The sequence below is a fragment of the Pseudomonas sp. ACM7 genome, from assembly GCF_004136015.1.
Classification (GTDB): domain Bacteria; phylum Pseudomonadota; class Gammaproteobacteria; order Pseudomonadales; family Pseudomonadaceae; genus Aquipseudomonas; species Aquipseudomonas frigoris.
Map to the genome: position 1 here is coordinate 4,143,780 of NZ_CP024866.1, position 17,420 is coordinate 4,161,199.

Here is a 17,420-nt window from a genome sequence, read left to right on the forward strand (position 1 = left end):
TGTCTGTGGCTCAGCATAGTCTGGGCTCAGAGCATCGGTGATCCTGAACGGCTCGCTACACAGTGGCAGATCATTGTTGCGAAAGGACTTTTTCAACAGATACAAAAAAGGCCACTCTTTCGAGTAGCCTTTTTTGATGTTTGGTTGCGGGAGCCGGATTTGAACCGACGACCTTCGGGTTATGAGCCCGACGAGCTACCAGACTGCTCCATCCCGCGTCTGTGTGGCGGCATTCTACAGGCGAACGCCGGAGTGTCAACCGTTAATCCGGAATAGGGTCAAATATGCGTAAATGAGCGGCGAACGGTAGTGGGGGAGTCTTATGTTTCGGAATCAGATCGATTTATCATTTCTGCGCCGTCAGACGTACCCGCTCGTTTCTATGATCATTTTTACAAAAGAGACGCGCACAAAAAAGGCCACTCTTTCGAGTAGCCTTTTTTGATGTTTGGTTGCGGGAGCCGGATTTGAACCGACGACCTTCGGGTTATGAGCCCGACGAGCTACCAGACTGCTCCATCCCGCGTCTGTGTGGCGGCATTCTACAGGCGAACGCCGAAGTGTCTACCGTTAATCCTGAATACGGTCAAATAAGCGTCAATGAGCGGCGAACGGTAGTGGGGGAGACTTAAGTTTCGGAATCAGAACGATTTCTCAATCCTGCACCGTCAGCCGTTACCCGCTCTTTTCTATCTCGTTGCTACAAAAGAGACGCGCACAAAAAAGGCCACTCTTTCGAGTAGCCTTTTTTGATGTTTGGTTGCGGGAGCCGGATTTGAACCGACGACCTTCGGGTTATGAGCCCGACGAGCTACCAGACTGCTCCATCCCGCGTCTGTGTGTCGGTATTCTACAGAGGATCGGCGGGCTGTCAACCTTCAATCCAGAGAAAACCTCTTCCCGTTCAATCGCTTAGCTTGAAAATAGGGCTGGGTGATTGGCTGTAAGGTAGGTGTGGCAGGGCTTTCAGCTCTATCGGGTGAATCTTTTCGATTGAAAAAATAAATTCATCTGGCACTTTTCCTACGGGTGGAAAAGAACATTCAGACTACTGGTGCTATATACAGGTGTCAGTGAGATACTGCCGATCTGACTCGCCAATACGCCATTTCTTCACCATGAACACTGCTTTTATATGACGCAGCGAAAAATCATCCACGTCGATTGTGACTGCTTCTACGCCGCCATCGAGATGCGTGACGACCCGCGCCTGGCCGGGAAACCCCTGGCAGTGGGTGGTTCGGCGGATCGGCGTGGAGTGATCGCTACCTGCAATTATGAAGCGCGGGCTTATGGGGTGCGCTCGGCCATGTCTTCCGGGCATGCCTTGAAGCTGTGCCCGGACCTGACCATCGTCAAGCCACGCATGGAGGCCTATCGAGAAGCCTCCAAGGAAATTCACACGATCTTTCGCGATTACACCGACTTGATCGAGCCGCTTTCGCTGGATGAGGCCTACCTCGACGTGTCCGACAGCGCGCATTTCGGTGGTAGCGCCACGCGGATTGCCCAAGACATTCGCCGTCGCGTCTCTAATCAGCTGCACATCACCGTTTCGGCGGGCGTTGCGCCGAACAAGTTTCTGGCCAAGATCGCCAGCGACTGGAAGAAGCCCAACGGCTTGTTCGTCATTACGCCGGATCAGGTCGAGGATTTTGTCAGTGGTTTGCCGGTGAGCAAGTTGCACGGTGTTGGCAAAGTGACCGCAGACAAATTAGGCAGGCTCGGCATCGTCGATTGTTCGCATCTGCGCGAATGGGGCAAGTTGGCGCTTGTGCGCGAATTTGGCAGCTTCGGCGAGCGACTCTGGAGCCTGGCCCGTGGGATCGATGACCGGTTGGTGCACAACGACAGTCGTCGGCAGTCAATCAGTGTCGAAAACACCTACGACGTCGACCTGCCGGATCTGGTGAGCTGCCTCGATAAATTACCCGAGTTACTGGAGACCCTCGCCGGCCGCATGGCGCGAATCGACAGCAGCTATCGACCGGGCAAGCCGTTCGTCAAAGTGAAATTCCATGACTTCACCCAGACCACTCTGGAGCAGGCCGGGGCAGGGCGGGATTTGGGGAGCTATCAGTTGTTGCTGACTCAGGCGTTCAATCGCGGCGGGAAACCGGTGCGGTTGCTGGGTATTGGGGTAAGGCTGGAGGATTTGCGGGGCGGGTTTGAGCAGATGGAGTTGTTTGAGCGGTAGTGGCAGGTTTGGTGCTGTTGTGAATGTCAGGCCGCTTTCGCGAGCAAGCCCGCTCCCACATTAGATCGCATTCGTCTGAACAACGCGGTCAACTGTGGGAGCGGGCTTGCTCGCGAAGCTTTTGACTTTAATTCGGTCCCGGATCCGCTACCAGTCGCCCGGCATCCTTGGTCAATGACTTGAGGAATTCGGTCTGCAACTCGGGATCGTTGCGCGTCAGTTCGATCAGGCTTTGTTCCAGCTCGGTGGCTTCTTCTTCCAGCCCCAGTTCCGACAAGCGTTTGACCCGGTGTACCCACTGGCTCACTTCGTCGTCTTCGAGGTCGTCGTAAATCAGCCCGTGAGCTTCGAGCAGCTTGCCGCGCAAGGAGCTACTGACCGCCAGGGACGAGTTGGTGTGCACGTCGTCCTGAGCATCCTGGACACTGATCAGTAGCCGGCTCAAATGATTGATGTCATGTTCGGCAAACGGGCTGTCCAGCAGGTTCACGCGCAAAACGCCGTTTTTGTCGGTGCTCAAGTTGAACGTTTCCTTACCGGCCTTGACCTCAACCGGACGCTCGCTCCATGGCAGGCTCGAGTACTCGGTGCGTTTGTCGAGCTGGACCTCGTCGATTCCCGCCAGATTCTGCTGCGCGCGACCATGAGACTGCGTGTTCATGAACGGGTTGAGCCCGGCGAAACCGTAGCTCAACCAATCCTTGGTCACGCTGTCCGGCAGGTTGCCGAGGGCGAACACGTTGACCACGTTCGCACCGACACCGGCCACCACGGCCACCGCGCCCAGCGGAATCTCGTAAACCTCCCGCCAGGGTTGGTAAGGCGTATAGCGATCGTAGTGACGCGTGACTTCGAATTCGGTGACTTCGAAAGTCTTCTGCTCGTGGATCTTCACCCGACGTTGCGGCAGCTCAAGCACCTTTGGCTCGCCGACATCAATCTGCAGGCTGTGATCGAGCAATTTACGCTCGACACGTTCCTCGTGCTCGCTGCGTTGTGACATGTGGTTGGCACAGCCGCTGACCAGCAGGGTGCCGCACAGGGCGGCACCACCGAGGCCTAAGGTGTTTCGCTTGAACATGACTTCTCTATCTGGTGTCAGCGGCGGATACGGGACTGAAGGAAGGACAGCACGTCTGCGACCGGCAGCGCTTGCGCTTCGGGCTCGGTGCGGCTCTTGTATTCCAGATTGCCTTCGGCGAGGCCGCGGTCACTGACCACGATCCGGTGAGGAATGCCGATCAGCTCCATGTCCGCGAACTTGATGCCCGGGCTGGTTTTCTTGTCGCGGTCGTCCAGCAGTACTTCGAAGCCGGCGGCAGTCAATTCTGCATACAGCTTGTCGGTGGCTTCGCGAACCTGTTCGGTTTCGTAGCGCAGCGGTACCAGAGCGATCTGGAACGGGGCCAGCGTGTCACTCCAGATGATCCCGTTGGCGTCGTTGTTCTGCTCGATGGCCGCAGCCACCACGCGGGAAACGCCGATGCCGTAGCAACCCATTTCCAGGGTCACTGGCTTGCCATTCTCGCCCAGCACTTCGCACTTCATCGCTTTGCTGTACTTGTTGCCCAGCTGGAAGATGTGCCCGACTTCGATGCCGCGCTTGATTTCCAGGGTGCCCTTGCCATCCGGGCTCGGGTCGCCGGCGACCACGTTGCGCAGGTCGGCAACGGTCGGAACCGGCAGGTCACGCTCCCAGTTCACGCCGAAGTAGTGTTTGTCGTCGATGTTGGCGCCGATGCCGAAGTCGCTCATCAGCTCGACGGAACGGTCGATGATGATTGGCAGCGGCAGGTTCAACGGGCCGAGGGAACCGGCGCCGGCGCCAATGGCGTCGCGCAGTTCGGCTTCGGAGGCCATGACCAGCGGGCTGGCAACGCCAGGCTGGTTGCCGGCCTTGATTTCGTTCAGCTCGTGATCGCCACGGATGATCAGGGCAATCAGCTTGCCTTTCTCTTCAGCTTGAACCACGAGGGTCTTGATGGTCTTTTCAATCGGCAGGTTGAAGCCTTCGACCAGTTGCGCAATGGTCTTGGCGTTCGGCGTGTCGACCAGACGCAGCTCTTCGGCAGGTGCGGCGCGGGAGGTCTCGCGTGGCACGGCTTCGGCTTTCTCGATGTTCGCCGCGTATTCGGAACCGTTGCTGAAGACGATATCGTCTTCGCCGGATTCGGCCAGTACGTGGAACTCGTGGGAGCCAGCACCACCGATCGAGCCGTTGTCGGCTTCAACCGGGCGGAACTTCAGGCCCAGGCGGGTGAACACGTTGCAATACGCCTGATGCATGCGGTCGTAGGTGGCCTGCAGCGATGGCTGGTCAGCGTGGAACGAGTAGGCGTCCTTCATGATAAATTCGCGACCGCGCATCAAACCGAAGCGTGGACGGATCTCGTCACGGAATTTGGTCTGGATCTGGTACAGGTTGATCGGCAGCTGTTTGTAGCTGCTCAATTCGTTGCGCATCAGGTCAGTGATGACTTCTTCGTGAGTCGGGCCGGCGCAGAAATCGCGACCGTGGCGATCCTTGAAGCGCAACAACTCAGGGCCGTATTCTTCCCAGCGACCGGATTCCTGCCACAGCTCAGCCGGTTGGGTGCTCGGCATCAACACTTCGAGAGAGCCTGCGGCGTTCATTTCTTCACGAACGACGGCTTCGACCTTGCGCATAACTCGCAAGCCCATCGGCAGCCAGGTGTACAGGCCCGAGGCGAGTTTGCGGATCATGCCGGCGCGCAGCATCAGCTGATGGCTGATCACGACCGCGTCGGAAGGCGTTTCTTTCTGTGTGGCGAGCAAAAATTGACTGGTGCGCATGGTTGGCCGTTGTCGGTTGCTGATGACGAGAAATGACGGAGCATTGTACGGGCGAGATCTGCTGGCGTACAGGCGTGCGGTCGGCGGGGTGTGGCGGGAGGGCGGGAATCCCCGCGCCCTTGGCGCTGCATCCTGCTAAAGAACCTACGATTCTTCCGCGACCTGGGTCGGAACCGGTTCTGGTGTCGGCGTTGGCGTCGGACCTTCGCGGCGGCTCTCCTGGAACCAGTGCAATGCGATCAACAGCAGCGTCGGAACGCCCAGCAGGGCGGTGATCAGGAAGAAGTTGTGATAGCCGAATTTCTCCACCATGACCCCCGAGTAGCCGCCAATCAGGCGTGGCAGCAAGAGCATGATCGAGCTGAGCAGGGCGTACTGGGTCGCGGAGAACTTCAAGTTGGTCAGGCTCGACAGGTAGGCGACAAACGCCGAGGTCGCCAGGCCCGAGCTGAAGTTATCCAGGGAAATGGTGAGGATCAGCATGTTCAAGTTGGCGCCCATGTCGGCGAGCATCAGGAACAGCAGGTTGGTGCCCGCTGATGCAATGCCGCCGATGAGCAGAATCGGCAAGATGCCGAAGCGCACGATCAGCAAGCCGCCCATGCCGGCACCGACCAGGGTCATGATCAGGCCAAAGATCTTGCTGACGCTGGCAATCTGATCCTTGGTGAAGCCCTGGTCGATATAGAACACGTTAGCCATCACGCCCATGACCGTATCGGACATCCGATAGGTGGCGATCAGCCCAAGCAGCAGGAACGCTTGCCAGCGGTAACGCAGAATGAAGTCGTTGATCGGCGTCAGCACCGGCGCCAGGCCGCGGCGGCCAATGGCCGACAGGCACAGGGCGGTGAGCGTGGTGTAGAGGATCGCCCGCAGGAACGCGCGGTCTTCGAGCAGCAGGTCGAGCACGCTCACGCCTTGGAAAAGCACGCTGGCGAAATCGGTGTTGTACAGCTGGGTGAACATGGCCGGCACTGAAACCAGCAACACAATCAGCACAAACACTGAGGCCAGTTGATGCACAAAGCTGTAGCGCCCGGCCTGAAGCTGCGTGCGTAGCGGCACCGGCGGTTCGCGCATGAAAAAGGAGGTCAGCAGCGCCGGAACCATCAAGGCGCCGAACAGGATGTAGGTGCCGGCCCATGCCGAATGCTTATAGTTGAAACCGGTGGAACCGAAGCCTTCAGCGAAGAACAGGGCGCCGGCGGTGGCCAGGAGCGCGGCGATCCGATAACCCGACATGTAACTGGCGGCGAGCGCGGCCTGACGGCTGTCTTCAGCGATTTCCAGGCGATAGGCGTCGACCGCGATGTCTTGCGTCGCCGAAGCGAAGGCGACAACCACAGCAATGGCGATCAGCCAGGACAAATGCTTTTGCGGGTCGCAGAAACCCATCCCTATCAGGCCGAGGATGACCAGTGCCTGGGAAAGCACCAGCCAGGAACGTCGTCGACCGAGCTTGCCGAGAAATGGCAGGCGCCATTGGTCGAGCAGCGGTGACCAGACCCATTTAAAGGCGTAGGCCAGGCCGATCAGGCTTGCATAGCCAATGGTTTCGCGAGCCACACCGGCTTCGCGCAGCCAGACCGAAAGTGTCGAAAACACCAGCATGTAGGGCAGGCCGGCGGCGAAACCAAGCAGCAACAGTACAAGGGTCGATGGGCTGGCATAGGCGGCGAGCGCGGCGCGCCAGGTTTTACGGGGCATGGGCTGGAGTCTGCCTCAAGAAATACGGAAACAAAGCGCGCACTCTAACCGCTGTGCTCTACCGGGCGCCAGCCATGGCGCTGAATATCAACACGATTGTTCAGGATACTGATGCCCTCCATGCGCAAACGCGCGCGTTGTTCATCCCCTGACGGGCTGCCCGCAGGCAGGCTGATACGCCCGCCGGCGCCGAGCACGCGGTGCCAGGGTAATTTGCTGTCGCCCGGCAGTTGGCTCAATGTCCGTCCGACGAAGCGGGCGGCACGACCCAGTCCCGCCAGCTCGGCGAGCTGACCGTAACTCACGACTTTGCCCTCCGGGACTTGCGCCAGTGTCAGGTACAGCGCCGTGCGTCGGATTTGCGCCGGACTATCGGTTTCAGTGGTTGAGTCGGTCACGTCGGCAGTTCCTGAAAAAGTTCGCCTTACCGTCTGTAGAGTAAATCCTGGATCACCCATTGAGAAATGAACTCAATAGAAATAGTCGGGTCAGTCCTTGCTAGGGTTTTATTCGTATGGATAATGCCGACTTTTTTTCGCAAACTTGAGCCTGTATTTGCTTATGTTGTCCAGAACCCTGCTGTGCCTGGCTGTCGTCAGTGCCTCCACGCCCTTGCTCGCCGATACCGTCTGGTTGAAGAACGGTGACAAGCTGAGCGGCAAGATCACCGTTTTCGATGGCGGCAAGCTGTTGATCCAGACTGAGTATGCCGGTTCCGTCCCGATCGATTGGAAACAGGTTAAAACCCTGGAAAGCGATCAGGAATTGCTGGTCAAGCAGGATGCCTACACCGGCGAAAAGGCCAAGGCGCTGCATGCGGCAGAAGACGGCAAGGTCATCTTGGCTAACGGCGAGGCTCCCAAGACTGTGGAGCTGGCAAGTATCCAGCAGATTCTAAAGCCCAAGCCTGTCGTCGAGGATTTGGTGTGGAAGGGTAATATCGATGCAGCGCTGGATTATCAGCGGGCCGAGAAGGACACCGACGATTACGATATCGACTTCAAGACCACTGCGCGTCATGGCAGATGGCGGCACACTGCAGAAGGCGAGTACAACCGCGAATTTCAGGATGGCGTGGTCACTACCGACAACTGGCGGGGTGAATACTCGCTCGACCGGTTCCTGACTGAAAAATGGTTCTGGCAAGGGCGCGCGGTCTATAAGCGCGACAAGGTCGAAGAGCTGGCCCGCCAGCGCACAGTCGGTACCGGCCCCGGTTACCAATTTTGGGACGACGAGCTGGGCGCATTTTCCCTGGGGTCGCTGGTCAACCGCACGGACTATGAGTTCGCTGACGGCAGCAAAGAAAACTTCTATTCCGTGGCGATGAAGTGGGACTACAACCGCTACCTGATTGGCAAGAAGGTGGAGTTCTTCACGAACGGCGAAGTGGGCAAGCCGTTGTCGGGCGTGGCGGATTACGCCCTCGATGCCGAAATGGGCTTGCGCTACAAAGTGACCGAATGGGCGTCGCTTAACCTGAAGGCTGAGCGCGACATCATCAGCGGCACCGACGATGCTGATTTGGACAAGACCCGTTACACCGCAGGGTTTGGCGTGGCCTGGTAGGACGCAAAAAATCGCAGCCATGGGCTGCGATTTTTTTTGCCTGCAAAACAGGCAGGCACAAAAAAGCCCCGCTTTTGAGGGCGGGGCTTTTTACTAAAGCAAGTACAAGTTAGATAACTTGAACTTCTTCAGCTTGCATGCCTTTCTGACCGCGGGTAGCGATGAAAGAAACCTGTTGGCCTTCTTTCAGGCTTTTGAAGCCGTCGGATTGGATAGCTTTGAAGTGAACGAACAGGTCGTCACCGGATTGTGGAGTGATGAAGCCGAAGCCTTTTTCATCGTTGAACCACTTAACGGTACCAGTTTGGCGATTAGACATGGTGTAACTCCTTGAACAAAGATAACTGCGACGCAGGAAGAACCCTGGCCGAGACTGAGTGCAAAGAGCAGGAAAAATTCTTGTAGATGGTTGGATCGAAATTCAACATATCGTGTAGAGATTCTCAGTGACACAAGCAGCACAGTGGCGCCACCTTAACCCTTTTTCCGGAACGTGCCAATGCTTCCTGCGAAGGTTTCTCTGTTTTCATGACTGACGGTCCGCCGGTTTACCCGCAAGGGCCGGAAATTACGGGGGATCGGCAAGATTTGTGACCCGGACTTTGAACCCGAAGCGCGCGCCCGGTAAGATGCCGGACAGATTTTTTCCACCTCGCTATTCAGGACACCCGCCATGAGCATCAAATCGGACAAGTGGATTCGCCGCATGGCGCAAGAGCACGGCATGATCGAGCCCTTCGTAGAGCGCCAGATGCGCGGCGAAGGCGCCGACCGAGTGATTTCCTACGGCGTGTCGAGCTATGGCTACGACGTACGCTGCGCCGATGAATTCAAAGTGTTCACCAACATCAATTCGGCGACCGTTGATCCGAAGAACTTCGACGAGAAGAGCTTCGTCGACGTCAAGAGCGATGTCTGCATCATCCCGCCGAACTCCTTTGCCTTGGCACGCACCGTGGAATTCTTCCGTATTCCGCGCAATGTGCTGACGATCTGCCTGGGTAAAAGCACCTACGCGCGTTGCGGCATTATCGTAAACGTGACGCCGCTCGAGCCCGAGTGGGAAGGCCACGTGACCCTGGAATTCTCCAACACCACCACGCTGCCGGCAAAAATCTACGCCAACGAAGGTGTGGCTCAGATGCTGTTCTTCGAATCCGACGAAGAGTGCGAAGTGTCCTACAAGGACCGTGGCGGCAAGTATCAGGGTCAGCGCGGAGTCACCCTGCCACGCACCTGATCCGTTCGTCTGGCAAGTCGTGGGAATTCTTGAACGGGTGGACACTCTATTGGGTGTACTGCCCGGTTCGCGCAACGCGGACGGGGCCATCGCTCAGGAGTGCCCTATGAAGATCGATCCACGAATAAGTGCCGAACTGGCAAGGCTTGAGCCCAATCAGGTTGGCGTTTTGGCCTGGTCCTTGTTGGCACATCCACCTATCAGCGCGGCGGGGGGCATCCCCGGTCAGCCTGATCCCGATACCCCCAACGAACAACCCAACGAGCCCGGTGAGCCTACGCTGCCGGATGAGCCGCCTCCCGCGCCCGTTGCCTAAGGTCTGACTACATCAGTCCTGCAACCTGTAGATACTCTGTTCACGGTCAAGCTTTCGCGAGATTTTATAGCCGAAAAGCAAGATCAAAAGATCGCAGGCTTCGCCAGCTCCTACAGTGATCTGTAGCGGCGTGCGAAACCTGTGATTTTTTTACTTCAGGTTGCCGCTCAGGAACTGCTTCAACCGCTCACTTTTCGGATTGCCCAGCACATCGTCCGGCGCACCTTCTTCCTCGACCAGCCCTTGGTGCAGGAACAACACCTGGCTCGATACTTTGCGGGCGAAGCTCATTTCGTGGGTCACCATGATCATGGTCCGGCCTTCTTCGGCCAGGCCCTGGATCACCCTGAGCACCTCACCCACCAGTTCGGGATCGAGTGCCGAGGTCGGTTCGTCGAACAGCATGACTTCTGGTTCCATGGCCAACGCCCGAGCAATGGCGACCCGTTGCTGCTGACCGCCGGACAAAAACGCAGGGTACTGATCCGCCACCCGCGCCGCCAGCCCGACCTTGTCGAGATAACGCCGCGCGCGGTCTTCGGCTTCCTCTTTGCTGCAACCCAACACCCGACGTGGGGCCATGGTGATGTTTTCCAGCACCGTCATGTGGCTCCACAGGTTGAAGTGCTGGAACACCATGGCCAGGCGGGTGCGGATCCGTTGCAGTTCGTCGTCATCGGCCACGTGCATGCCGTGGCGATCCTTGATCATGCGGATGTTCTGGCCGTCCAGACTCATGGCGCCGTCGTTGGGCTGTTCGAGAAAGTTGATGCAACGCAGGAAGGTACTTTTGCCCGAGCCGCTGGCGCCGATCAGGCTGATGACGTCGCCGGTGTTGGCCTTGAGCGAAACGCCTTTGAGTACTTCATGTTCGCCATAGCTTTTATGCAGGCCTTCAATGGTCAGTTTGTACATGGGACATGCATCCTCAAGGCGAAAGTAGGTAGCCGCTGCGATAGGCTTCGGTGCCCGCAATGTGGGCGATCACCATGCCGGCAGTGGCCATGCGCCGTAGCGAGCGGGCGTACATCAACCCGGCGACGGTGCAATGAACGGGGGTGACGCGGTCAAAGATCGGGTCGATGATTTCAGCGATCAGTTGCCCGGCTTCGAGGTATTCCCCTGGTAGCGCGGTGAACACCAGCAGCCCGCCGACCGGTGTTGCCACCGGTTCAACACCGGCCAGCGGCGTAGCCGGGTAGGGCAGCTCGGGCAGCGACGCGGGTTCGCCGGCAATGGCGCCGAAGTGAATCAGGTAATTGATCAGCGCCTGGCAATCAAGGCTGGCCAGCGGGTGATTGACGTCACCCTGACCGCGCAATTCGACGGTGACCGAAAAACTGCCCAGCGGAATATCAAAGTGTTCGCCGAAGCGTTCCTTCAACTGCCACCAGAGCAGGGTGAAGCATTCATCGAACGACTGACCGCCGGAATCGGTGGCCAGCAGGCTGGCTTCGGCACCGATGTACCGCGCCAGCGGCTCGACCTGCGGCCACGCCTCGGGCGTGGTGTAAAGGTGGGCGACCGCTTCGAAATCGCAATGCAGGTCCAGCACCATGTCGGCATCGCAGGCCAGCCGTTGCAGAACCAGGCGCTGGGATTGCAGTTGCGTGCTGGCAGTCTGTTGGGCGAGGGCATTGCGCAGGCTGCTGCGAATCAGTTCGAGGTTGTGCTGCGGATCGTCGCCGAGCAGGCCTTCGATCTCGTTGCCGACGGCTTCGCTCAGATCGACGAACCAGCGGTTGAAGTTTTGTCCGCTTTCGAGGTCGTAACGGCCCAGCGGCACATCCATCAGCACTTGTTCGAGGCCGACCGGGTTGGCGATTGGCACTAGCACGATTTCGCTGCGCAAACGGCCGGCGGCTTCGAGTTCCGCCAGACGTTGCTTGAGGTGCCAGGCAACCAGCATGCCGGGCATTTCATCGGCGTGCAGGGACGACTGGATGTAAATCTTGCCTTTGGCCGATGATGGGCCGAAGTGAAAGCTGTGAATCTGTCGCGCGGTCCCCGGCAGCGGGGCCAACAGGTCATGAATCTGGTGGCGCATGTGTCTTTATCCCTAAAGCGGGTCCTAGTGGGTCGGCCCGAGGAAGGCCAGCCATCGGCGTTCGGCGAGGCGGAACAGGCCGACCAGCGCAAAGGTAACGGTCAGGTAGATCAGCGCAGCGATGCCGAACGACTGGAAAGTCAGAAAGGTCGCCGAGTTGGCGTCTCGCGCGACTTTCAAGATGTCCGGGATGGTCGCGGTGAAGGCCACGGTGGTTGAGTGCAGCATCAAAATCACTTCGTTGCTGTAATAAGGCAACGAACGACGCAGGGCCGAAGGCATGATCACGTAGGCATAAAGCTTCCAGCCTGTCAGACCGTAAGCCTTGGCCGCTTCGACTTCACCATGCGCCATGCTGCGAATCGCCCCGGCGAAAATCTCTGTGGTGTAGGCGCAGGTGTTCAGGGCGAAAGCCAGGATCGTGCAGTTCATCGCATCGCGAAAGAACGCGTCCAGCACGGGTTGGGCGCGCACGGCGGCCAGGCTGTAGATACCGGTGTAGCAAATCAGCAGCTGGATATACAACGGCGTACCGCGGAACAGGTAGGTGTAGAACTGCACCGGCCAGCGGATGTAGAAGTTCGGCGAAACCCGGGCGATAGAGAGTGGAATCGACACCAGAAAACCGATGAAGATCGACGCACTGAGCAGCCACATGGTCATGGCCAGGCCGGTGATGTTGTAGCCGTCGGTATAAAGGAAAGCTTTCCAGTATTCCTGCAAGAGCTCGATCATCGTACGGCCTCCCGGGAACCGGCGGCGTAGCGGCGTTCGAGCCAGCGCAAGACGAAGTTGGAGGCGCTGGTAATCAGCAGGTAAATCATTGCTGCAAGCACCAGGAAGTAGAACAGCTGATAAGTGCTTTTGCCGGCATCCTGCGCAGCCTTGACCAGGTCGGCCAGGCCGATGATCGAGACCAGTGCGGTGGCTTTGAGCATTACCATCCAGTTGTTACCGATACCCGGCAGGGCAAAACGCATCATTTGCGGGAACACCACGATCCAGAAACGCTGGCCGCGCTTGAGGCCATACGCGGTAGCGGCTTCGACCTGGCCCCGTGGGACTGCGAGAATCGCGCCACGGAAGGTTTCAGTGAAGTACGCGCCATAAATGAAGCCCAGGGTGATGACCCCGGCGCTGAACGGGTTGATCTCGATGTATTCCCATTCCATGAAATCGGTAAACGACGTCAACCAGGTCTGCAGGCTGTAGAAGATCAACAGCATCAGCACCAGGTCCGGCACACCGCGAATCAGCGTGGTGTAGAGCTGGGCCGGAACCCGTACCAGTTTGACTTTTGACAGTTTGGCACTGGCGCCGAGCAAGCCGAGCAAAACGGCCACCAACAGCGACAGCACCGATAATTTGATGGTCATCCAGGTGCCTTCCATCAGCAGCGGACCGAAGCCCTTGAGGCTGAAGGCTGAGAGCCCCAGGTTTTGTAAGAGGTTTTCGAACATAAATCAGCAACCTGATCGAGTAAAAAAAGCGCCCATCGCAAGATGGGCGCCTGGCATTATTTGCCGCTGAACAGATTCAGATCGCCAAAGTGTTTCTTCTGAATGGTGGCGTAGGTGCCATCGTCGTGTAACGCTTTGATACCTTTATCCAAAAGTGCCTTGAGGTCTTTGTTACCTTTCGAGATACCGACAGCTGTTTTGGCTGGCAGCAATTCGCTGTCCACCGGCTTGCTGATTTCGTAATCGGCGCCATTTGGCGACTTCAGGAAGCCCAGTTCGGCTTGCAGCATGTCCTGGATCCCGGCGTCGAGACGACCGGAAGTCAGGTCGGAATACACCTGATCCTGGTTCTGATAGGCCTGGGTTTTCACGCCAGCCTTGTCCAGAACGGCTTTGGCATAGGCTTCCTGAATGGTGCCTTGTTCGTAGCCTACAGTTTTGCCCTTGAGCGAAGCGACGTCTGCCGTTACGCCAGAACCTTTTTTGGACACGTACGCGGTGGGGCCGGAGAACAGCTCGCTGGAGAAGTCGATGACTTTTTCGCGGGCCGGGGTGACGGTCATCGAAGAGATCACACCGTCGAATTTATTGGCCTTCAGGCCCGGAATCATGCCGTCGAAATCGCTTTCGACCCATTTGCACTTGACCTTCAGTTCGGCGCAGATCGCGTTACCCAGATCGATGTCGAAGCCTACCAGGCTACCGTCAGCCGCTTTCGACTCAAACGGGGCGTAGGAAGGGTCAACGCCAAAACGCAATTCCTTGTATTCCTTGGCCAGCGCGGAGCCTGCAGCCATGCACAACGCCAGTGCAGAAAGGGTCAGCAATGCTTTTTTCATTATTCAATCCCTAAAAACCAATATGAGCGCTTGTGGCGCAGAATTATTGTTACTGGAAAGCGTAAGACCTTATGAAAGTAGCAATTTCCGAACCAGAGTCCCGAACAAGTGTTTTAAAAGGTGATTCAAGAAATGGCAAGGAGGGATTTGTGCACGAAAACGGGCATTGAAAATTTGATGCACCAACTTGGTTTGGAATCGCACAAATCCATGTGTGCGGGCTTGCTCGCGAAAGCGGTGTATCAGCCAACATAGATGTTGGATGTGATGGCCTCTTCGTGAGCAAGTCGGATCGCCGCACCGCCGCTCCCACAGGGATTCGGTTTAGCTCAACAGGTCCTGAAGCGTCGCCAGGTTGTCCGCTTCTTCGACGGTTTTATCCTGCCGCCAGCGCAGCATCCTCGGAAACCGCACCGCAATCCCGCTCTTGTGTCGTTTGGACAGGGCGATGCCCTCAAATCCCAGTTCAAACACCAGGCTCGGCGTCACGCTGCTCACCGGCCCGAATTTCTCTACGGTAGTCTTGCGCACGATGCTGTCGACCTGGCGCATTTCTTCGTCTGTCAGCCCCGAATACGCCTTGGCGAACGGCACCAGTGCGCGTTCGCTCGCCTCAGGCGGCCTGTCCCACACGGCGAAGGTGTAATCGCTGTATAGACTGGCGCGGCGACCATGGCCGCGTTGCGCATAAATCAGCACCGCGTCAACGCTGAAGGGGTCGACTTTCCATTTCCACCAGACGCCCATGTCCTTGGTCCGCCCGACGCCATACAACGCATCCCGGGCCTTGAGCATCATGCCTTCGACACCGAGCTTGCGGGAGGCTTGCCGTTGTCGGGCGAGGTCGATCCAGTCTTCGCCAGTGAGCACCGGTGAGGCGAGCAACACCGGGTTGTTACAGCGGCTGACGACGTGCTCCAGTTGAGTGCGACGCTTGGCCTGAGGCTGGTTGCGCCAGTCTTCGCCCTGCCATTCCAGCAGGTCGTAGGCGAGGACCACCACCGGCACTTCTTCGAGGATTTTTTTATCCAGGGTTTTACGGCCGATTCGTTGTTGCAACAGAGCGAAAGGCTTTACCGCCGGTGAAGTCGGGGATTGAGGGCTGAAGGCGTCCTCTGTGGTGGGTTGTTCGGTTTTCCAGGCGACGATTTCACCGTCGATCACCGTGCCATCGGGCAAGCAGTGAACCAGACGCTCGAGTTCGGGGAAGCGCTCGGTGACCAGCTCTTCACCTCGCGACCAGACCCACAGTCGCCCCTCGCGTTTGACCACCTGGGCGCGAATGCCATCCCACTTCCATTCCACTTGCCATTGGTTGGCAGGGCCGAGCAGAGCTTCGAATTGTTCAACGGGTTGTGATAGCGCGTGGGCCAGGAAAAACGGGTAGGGCTGACCGCCACGTTGGGCATGTTCATCAGACGATTCGGTGGCAATCAGCTTCAAATAACTGGACGCACTCGGGCGGTTGGACAGGTCGGTGTAACCCACCAGTCGCTGGGCGACGCGTTTGCTGTCGAGCCCGGCCATGGCCGCCAAGGCGCGGGTGACCAGCAACTTGGAGACCCCGACGCGCAAGCTGCCGGTGATCAGTTTGATGCAGAGCATCAGGCTCTGGCGGTCCAGTTGCGACCACAGGGCAGGCAGTCGCTTGGCAAGGACTTGCGGGGTTTCACCGCGCAGCGGCAGCAGTTTGTCCTCAATCCAAACCGCCAATCCATCGTTGGAGCTTTGAAGCGTTTCGGGCAGCACCAGCGAAATGGTTTCCGCCAGATCGCCGACTGCCTGATAACTCTCTTCGAACAGCCACGGCGCGAGGCCGGAGATCTCCACCGCCAACTCTCGCAGGATGCGCACCGGCACCAGTTGCCGCGGCCGCCCGCCGGACAAAAAGTAAACAGCCCATGCGGCATCTTCCGGCGCGGCCTCGGCGAAGTAGTGTTGCATCGCCGCCAGTTTGGCGTTGCTCGACGTCGTGGCATCGAGTTCGGCATACAGCTCGGCAAACGCCTTCATGGCAGCACCTCGGTGCTCTCGGGTTCGACGGCTGCGTTTTCTTCCTCATCGTCGCCGTACTCGGTGCTGAAACTCATGGCATCGAGACCCTGTTCGCGCAGATGGCGCACCAGTACCCCGACCGAACCGTGGGTCACCATCACGCGCTCAGCACCGGTCTGTTCGATGGCCCAGAGCAGGCCGGGCCAGTCGGCATGGTCAGACAGTACAAAGCCACGATCCACGCCACGTCGCCGCCGTGTGCCACGCAAACGCATCCAGCCGCTGGCGAAACCATCGCTGTAGTCACCGAAGCGACGCATCCAGGTGCTGCCGCCAGCCGAAGGCGGGGCCAGGACCAACGCCTTGCGCATCATGGGGTCGCTCTTTTTTACCTCGCCGGCATAGATCGTTGGCGGTAAATAAATACCACCTTCGCGATAAACCTGATTGAGCGGTTCCACGGCGCCATGCACCAGAATGGGGCCTAGGCTGGCATCGATGCCGTGGAGAATTCGCTGCGCCTTGCCGAAGGCATAGCAGAACAACACGCTGGTTTTATCGGCGGCGGCGTTGGCTTGCCACCACTGATTGATCTCGGCAAACACGTGCGCCTGGGGCTGCCAGCGATAAATAGGCAGGCCGAAGGTCGATTCAGTGATGAAGGTATTGCAGCGCACGGGTTCGAACGGCGCACAGGTGCCGTCGGGCTCGATCTTGTAGTCGCCCGAGGCGACCCAGACTTCGCCGCCGTATTCCAGACGCACCTGAGCCGAGCCAAGGACATGGCCGGCGGGGTGAAAACTCAAAGTGACGCCATGGTGGGTCAGGGGGTGACCGTAAGGCAGGGTTTGCAGGTTGATGTCCTGGCCCAATCGCGCACGCAAAATCCCTTCGCCGGGAGCGGCCGCCAGATAATGCTGATTGCCGGTGCGGGCATGGTCGCCGTGAGCGTGGGTGATGACTGAACGCTCGACCGGCCGCCACGGGTCGATATAGAAATCCCCGGCCGGGCAGTACAAACCTTCAGGACGCGCGATAACAAGATCCATGTTGTTACCAAAATCTAGGGACTTGTTAGCTATGAGGTTTGCGCGAAGCCAGAAGTTCTATCGAGTTTGTAGGGCAAGTGACATTCAAGTGTGGGAGCGGGCTTGCTCGCGAAAGCGGTGTGTCAGGCAACGATGATATTGACTGACACGACGCCTTCGCGAGCAAGCCCGCTCCCACATTGGT

At 58.1% G+C, this 17,420-nt stretch carries 16 protein-coding genes and 3 tRNA genes; 4 read left to right on the forward strand and 15 right to left on the reverse strand.

Going from position 1 to position 17,420, the window contains the following annotated elements; all coding sequences use genetic code 11:
• Positions 1-141: 141 nt before the first annotated feature.
• The 3 genes from CUN63_RS19640 to CUN63_RS19650 all read right to left on the reverse strand — a co-directional run bounded on the left by CUN63_RS19640 (position 142) and on the right by CUN63_RS19650 (position 834).
• A tRNA-Met gene (locus CUN63_RS19640) sits at positions 142-218 on the reverse strand.
• A gap of 231 nt (positions 219-449) precedes the next feature.
• Positions 450-526 (reverse strand) — tRNA-Met (locus tag CUN63_RS19645).
• A 231-nt stretch (positions 527-757) separates the two neighbouring features.
• Positions 758-834: transfer RNA gene (locus CUN63_RS19650), tRNA-Met, on the reverse strand.
• A gap of 301 nt (positions 835-1,135) precedes the next feature.
• On the opposite strand from CUN63_RS19650, the gene dinB reads away from it, so the two are divergent.
• On the forward strand, positions 1,136-2,197 hold the full coding sequence (gene dinB / locus CUN63_RS19655) for a DNA polymerase IV (RefSeq protein WP_129441719.1): 1,062 nt from the start codon (positions 1,136-1,138) through the stop codon (positions 2,195-2,197).
• Positions 2,198-2,324: 127 nt separating this feature from the next.
• On the opposite strand, the gene CUN63_RS19660 is transcribed toward dinB, so the two are convergent.
• The 4 genes from CUN63_RS19660 to CUN63_RS19675 form a co-directional block, all read right to left on the reverse strand.
• Positions 2,325-3,278, reverse strand: coding sequence for a hypothetical protein (locus CUN63_RS19660; RefSeq protein ID WP_129441721.1), 954 nt, complete (start codon positions 3,276-3,278; stop codon positions 2,325-2,327).
• Positions 3,279-3,295: 17 nt separating this feature from the next.
• Positions 3,296-5,011: a proline--tRNA ligase gene (locus tag CUN63_RS19665; protein WP_129441723.1), complete on the reverse strand. Its 1,716-nt coding sequence runs from the start codon at positions 5,009-5,011 to the stop codon at positions 3,296-3,298.
• A gap of 144 nt (positions 5,012-5,155) precedes the next feature.
• On the reverse strand, positions 5,156-6,721 hold the full coding sequence (locus CUN63_RS19670; protein ID WP_046046261.1) for an AmpG family muropeptide MFS transporter: 1,566 nt from the start codon (positions 6,719-6,721) through the stop codon (positions 5,156-5,158).
• 44 nt (positions 6,722-6,765) lie between these two features.
• Positions 6,766-7,119 carry an MGMT family protein gene (locus CUN63_RS19675; protein WP_008153938.1) on the reverse strand — a complete coding sequence of 118 codons (354 nt, stop codon included), beginning with the start codon at positions 7,117-7,119 and terminating at the stop codon, positions 6,766-6,768.
• A 163-nt stretch (positions 7,120-7,282) separates the two neighbouring features.
• On the opposite strand from CUN63_RS19675, the gene CUN63_RS19680 reads away from it, so the two are divergent.
• Complete coding sequence (locus CUN63_RS19680) at positions 7,283-8,290, forward strand: DUF481 domain-containing protein (protein WP_129441725.1); 1,008 nt, start codon at positions 7,283-7,285, stop codon at positions 8,288-8,290.
• Between the two features lie 109 nt (positions 8,291-8,399).
• Here CUN63_RS19680 and CUN63_RS19685 read toward each other — a convergent pair whose 3' ends face one another.
• Positions 8,400-8,609, reverse strand: a complete 210-nt coding sequence (locus CUN63_RS19685; RefSeq protein ID WP_002554837.1) for a cold-shock protein — start codon at positions 8,607-8,609, stop codon at positions 8,400-8,402.
• Positions 8,610-8,963: 354 nt separating this feature from the next.
• Here CUN63_RS19685 and dcd point away from each other — a divergent pair, with 354 nt between their 5' ends.
• Entirely contained in the window at positions 8,964-9,530 is a 567-nt protein-coding gene (gene dcd / locus CUN63_RS19690; protein ID WP_074874089.1) for a dCTP deaminase, read from the forward strand.
• Between the two features lie 106 nt (positions 9,531-9,636).
• A complete protein-coding gene (locus CUN63_RS19695) occupies positions 9,637-9,846 on the forward strand; it encodes a hypothetical protein (protein ID WP_129441727.1) in 210 nt (69 codons plus the stop codon).
• 150 nt (positions 9,847-9,996) lie between these two features.
• Here CUN63_RS19695 and CUN63_RS19700 read toward each other — a convergent pair whose 3' ends face one another.
• The 7 genes from CUN63_RS19700 to CUN63_RS19730 all read right to left on the reverse strand — a co-directional run bounded on the left by CUN63_RS19700 (position 9,997) and on the right by CUN63_RS19730 (position 17,236).
• Positions 9,997-10,761: an ABC transporter ATP-binding protein gene (locus CUN63_RS19700; protein WP_129441729.1), complete on the reverse strand. Its 765-nt coding sequence runs from the start codon at positions 10,759-10,761 to the stop codon at positions 9,997-9,999.
• 13 nt (positions 10,762-10,774) lie between these two features.
• Positions 10,775-11,893: a succinylglutamate desuccinylase/aspartoacylase family protein gene (locus tag CUN63_RS19705; RefSeq protein WP_129441731.1), complete on the reverse strand. Its 1,119-nt coding sequence runs from the start codon at positions 11,891-11,893 to the stop codon at positions 10,775-10,777.
• Positions 11,894-11,917: 24 nt separating this feature from the next.
• Positions 11,918-12,628: an ABC transporter permease gene (locus tag CUN63_RS19710; RefSeq protein WP_129441733.1), complete on the reverse strand. Its 711-nt coding sequence runs from the start codon at positions 12,626-12,628 to the stop codon at positions 11,918-11,920.
• Complete coding sequence (locus CUN63_RS19715) at positions 12,625-13,353, reverse strand: ABC transporter permease (RefSeq protein ID WP_129441735.1); 729 nt, start codon at positions 13,351-13,353, stop codon at positions 12,625-12,627. Before CUN63_RS19715 ends, CUN63_RS19710 begins: the two co-directional genes overlap by 4 nt.
• A 56-nt stretch (positions 13,354-13,409) precedes the next feature.
• Entirely contained in the window at positions 13,410-14,192 is a 783-nt protein-coding gene (locus CUN63_RS19720; protein WP_129441737.1) for a transporter substrate-binding domain-containing protein, read from the reverse strand.
• Positions 14,193-14,516: 324 nt separating this feature from the next.
• The gene (locus CUN63_RS19725) at positions 14,517-16,205 is read right to left on the reverse strand and encodes an ATP-dependent DNA ligase (RefSeq protein ID WP_129441738.1); all 1,689 of its coding nucleotides are present in this window, start codon (positions 16,203-16,205) and stop codon (positions 14,517-14,519) included.
• Entirely contained in the window at positions 16,202-17,236 is a 1,035-nt protein-coding gene (locus CUN63_RS19730; protein ID WP_129441740.1) for a ligase-associated DNA damage response exonuclease, read from the reverse strand. Before CUN63_RS19730 ends, CUN63_RS19725 begins: the two co-directional genes overlap by 4 nt.
• Positions 17,237-17,420: the final 184 nt, after the last annotated feature.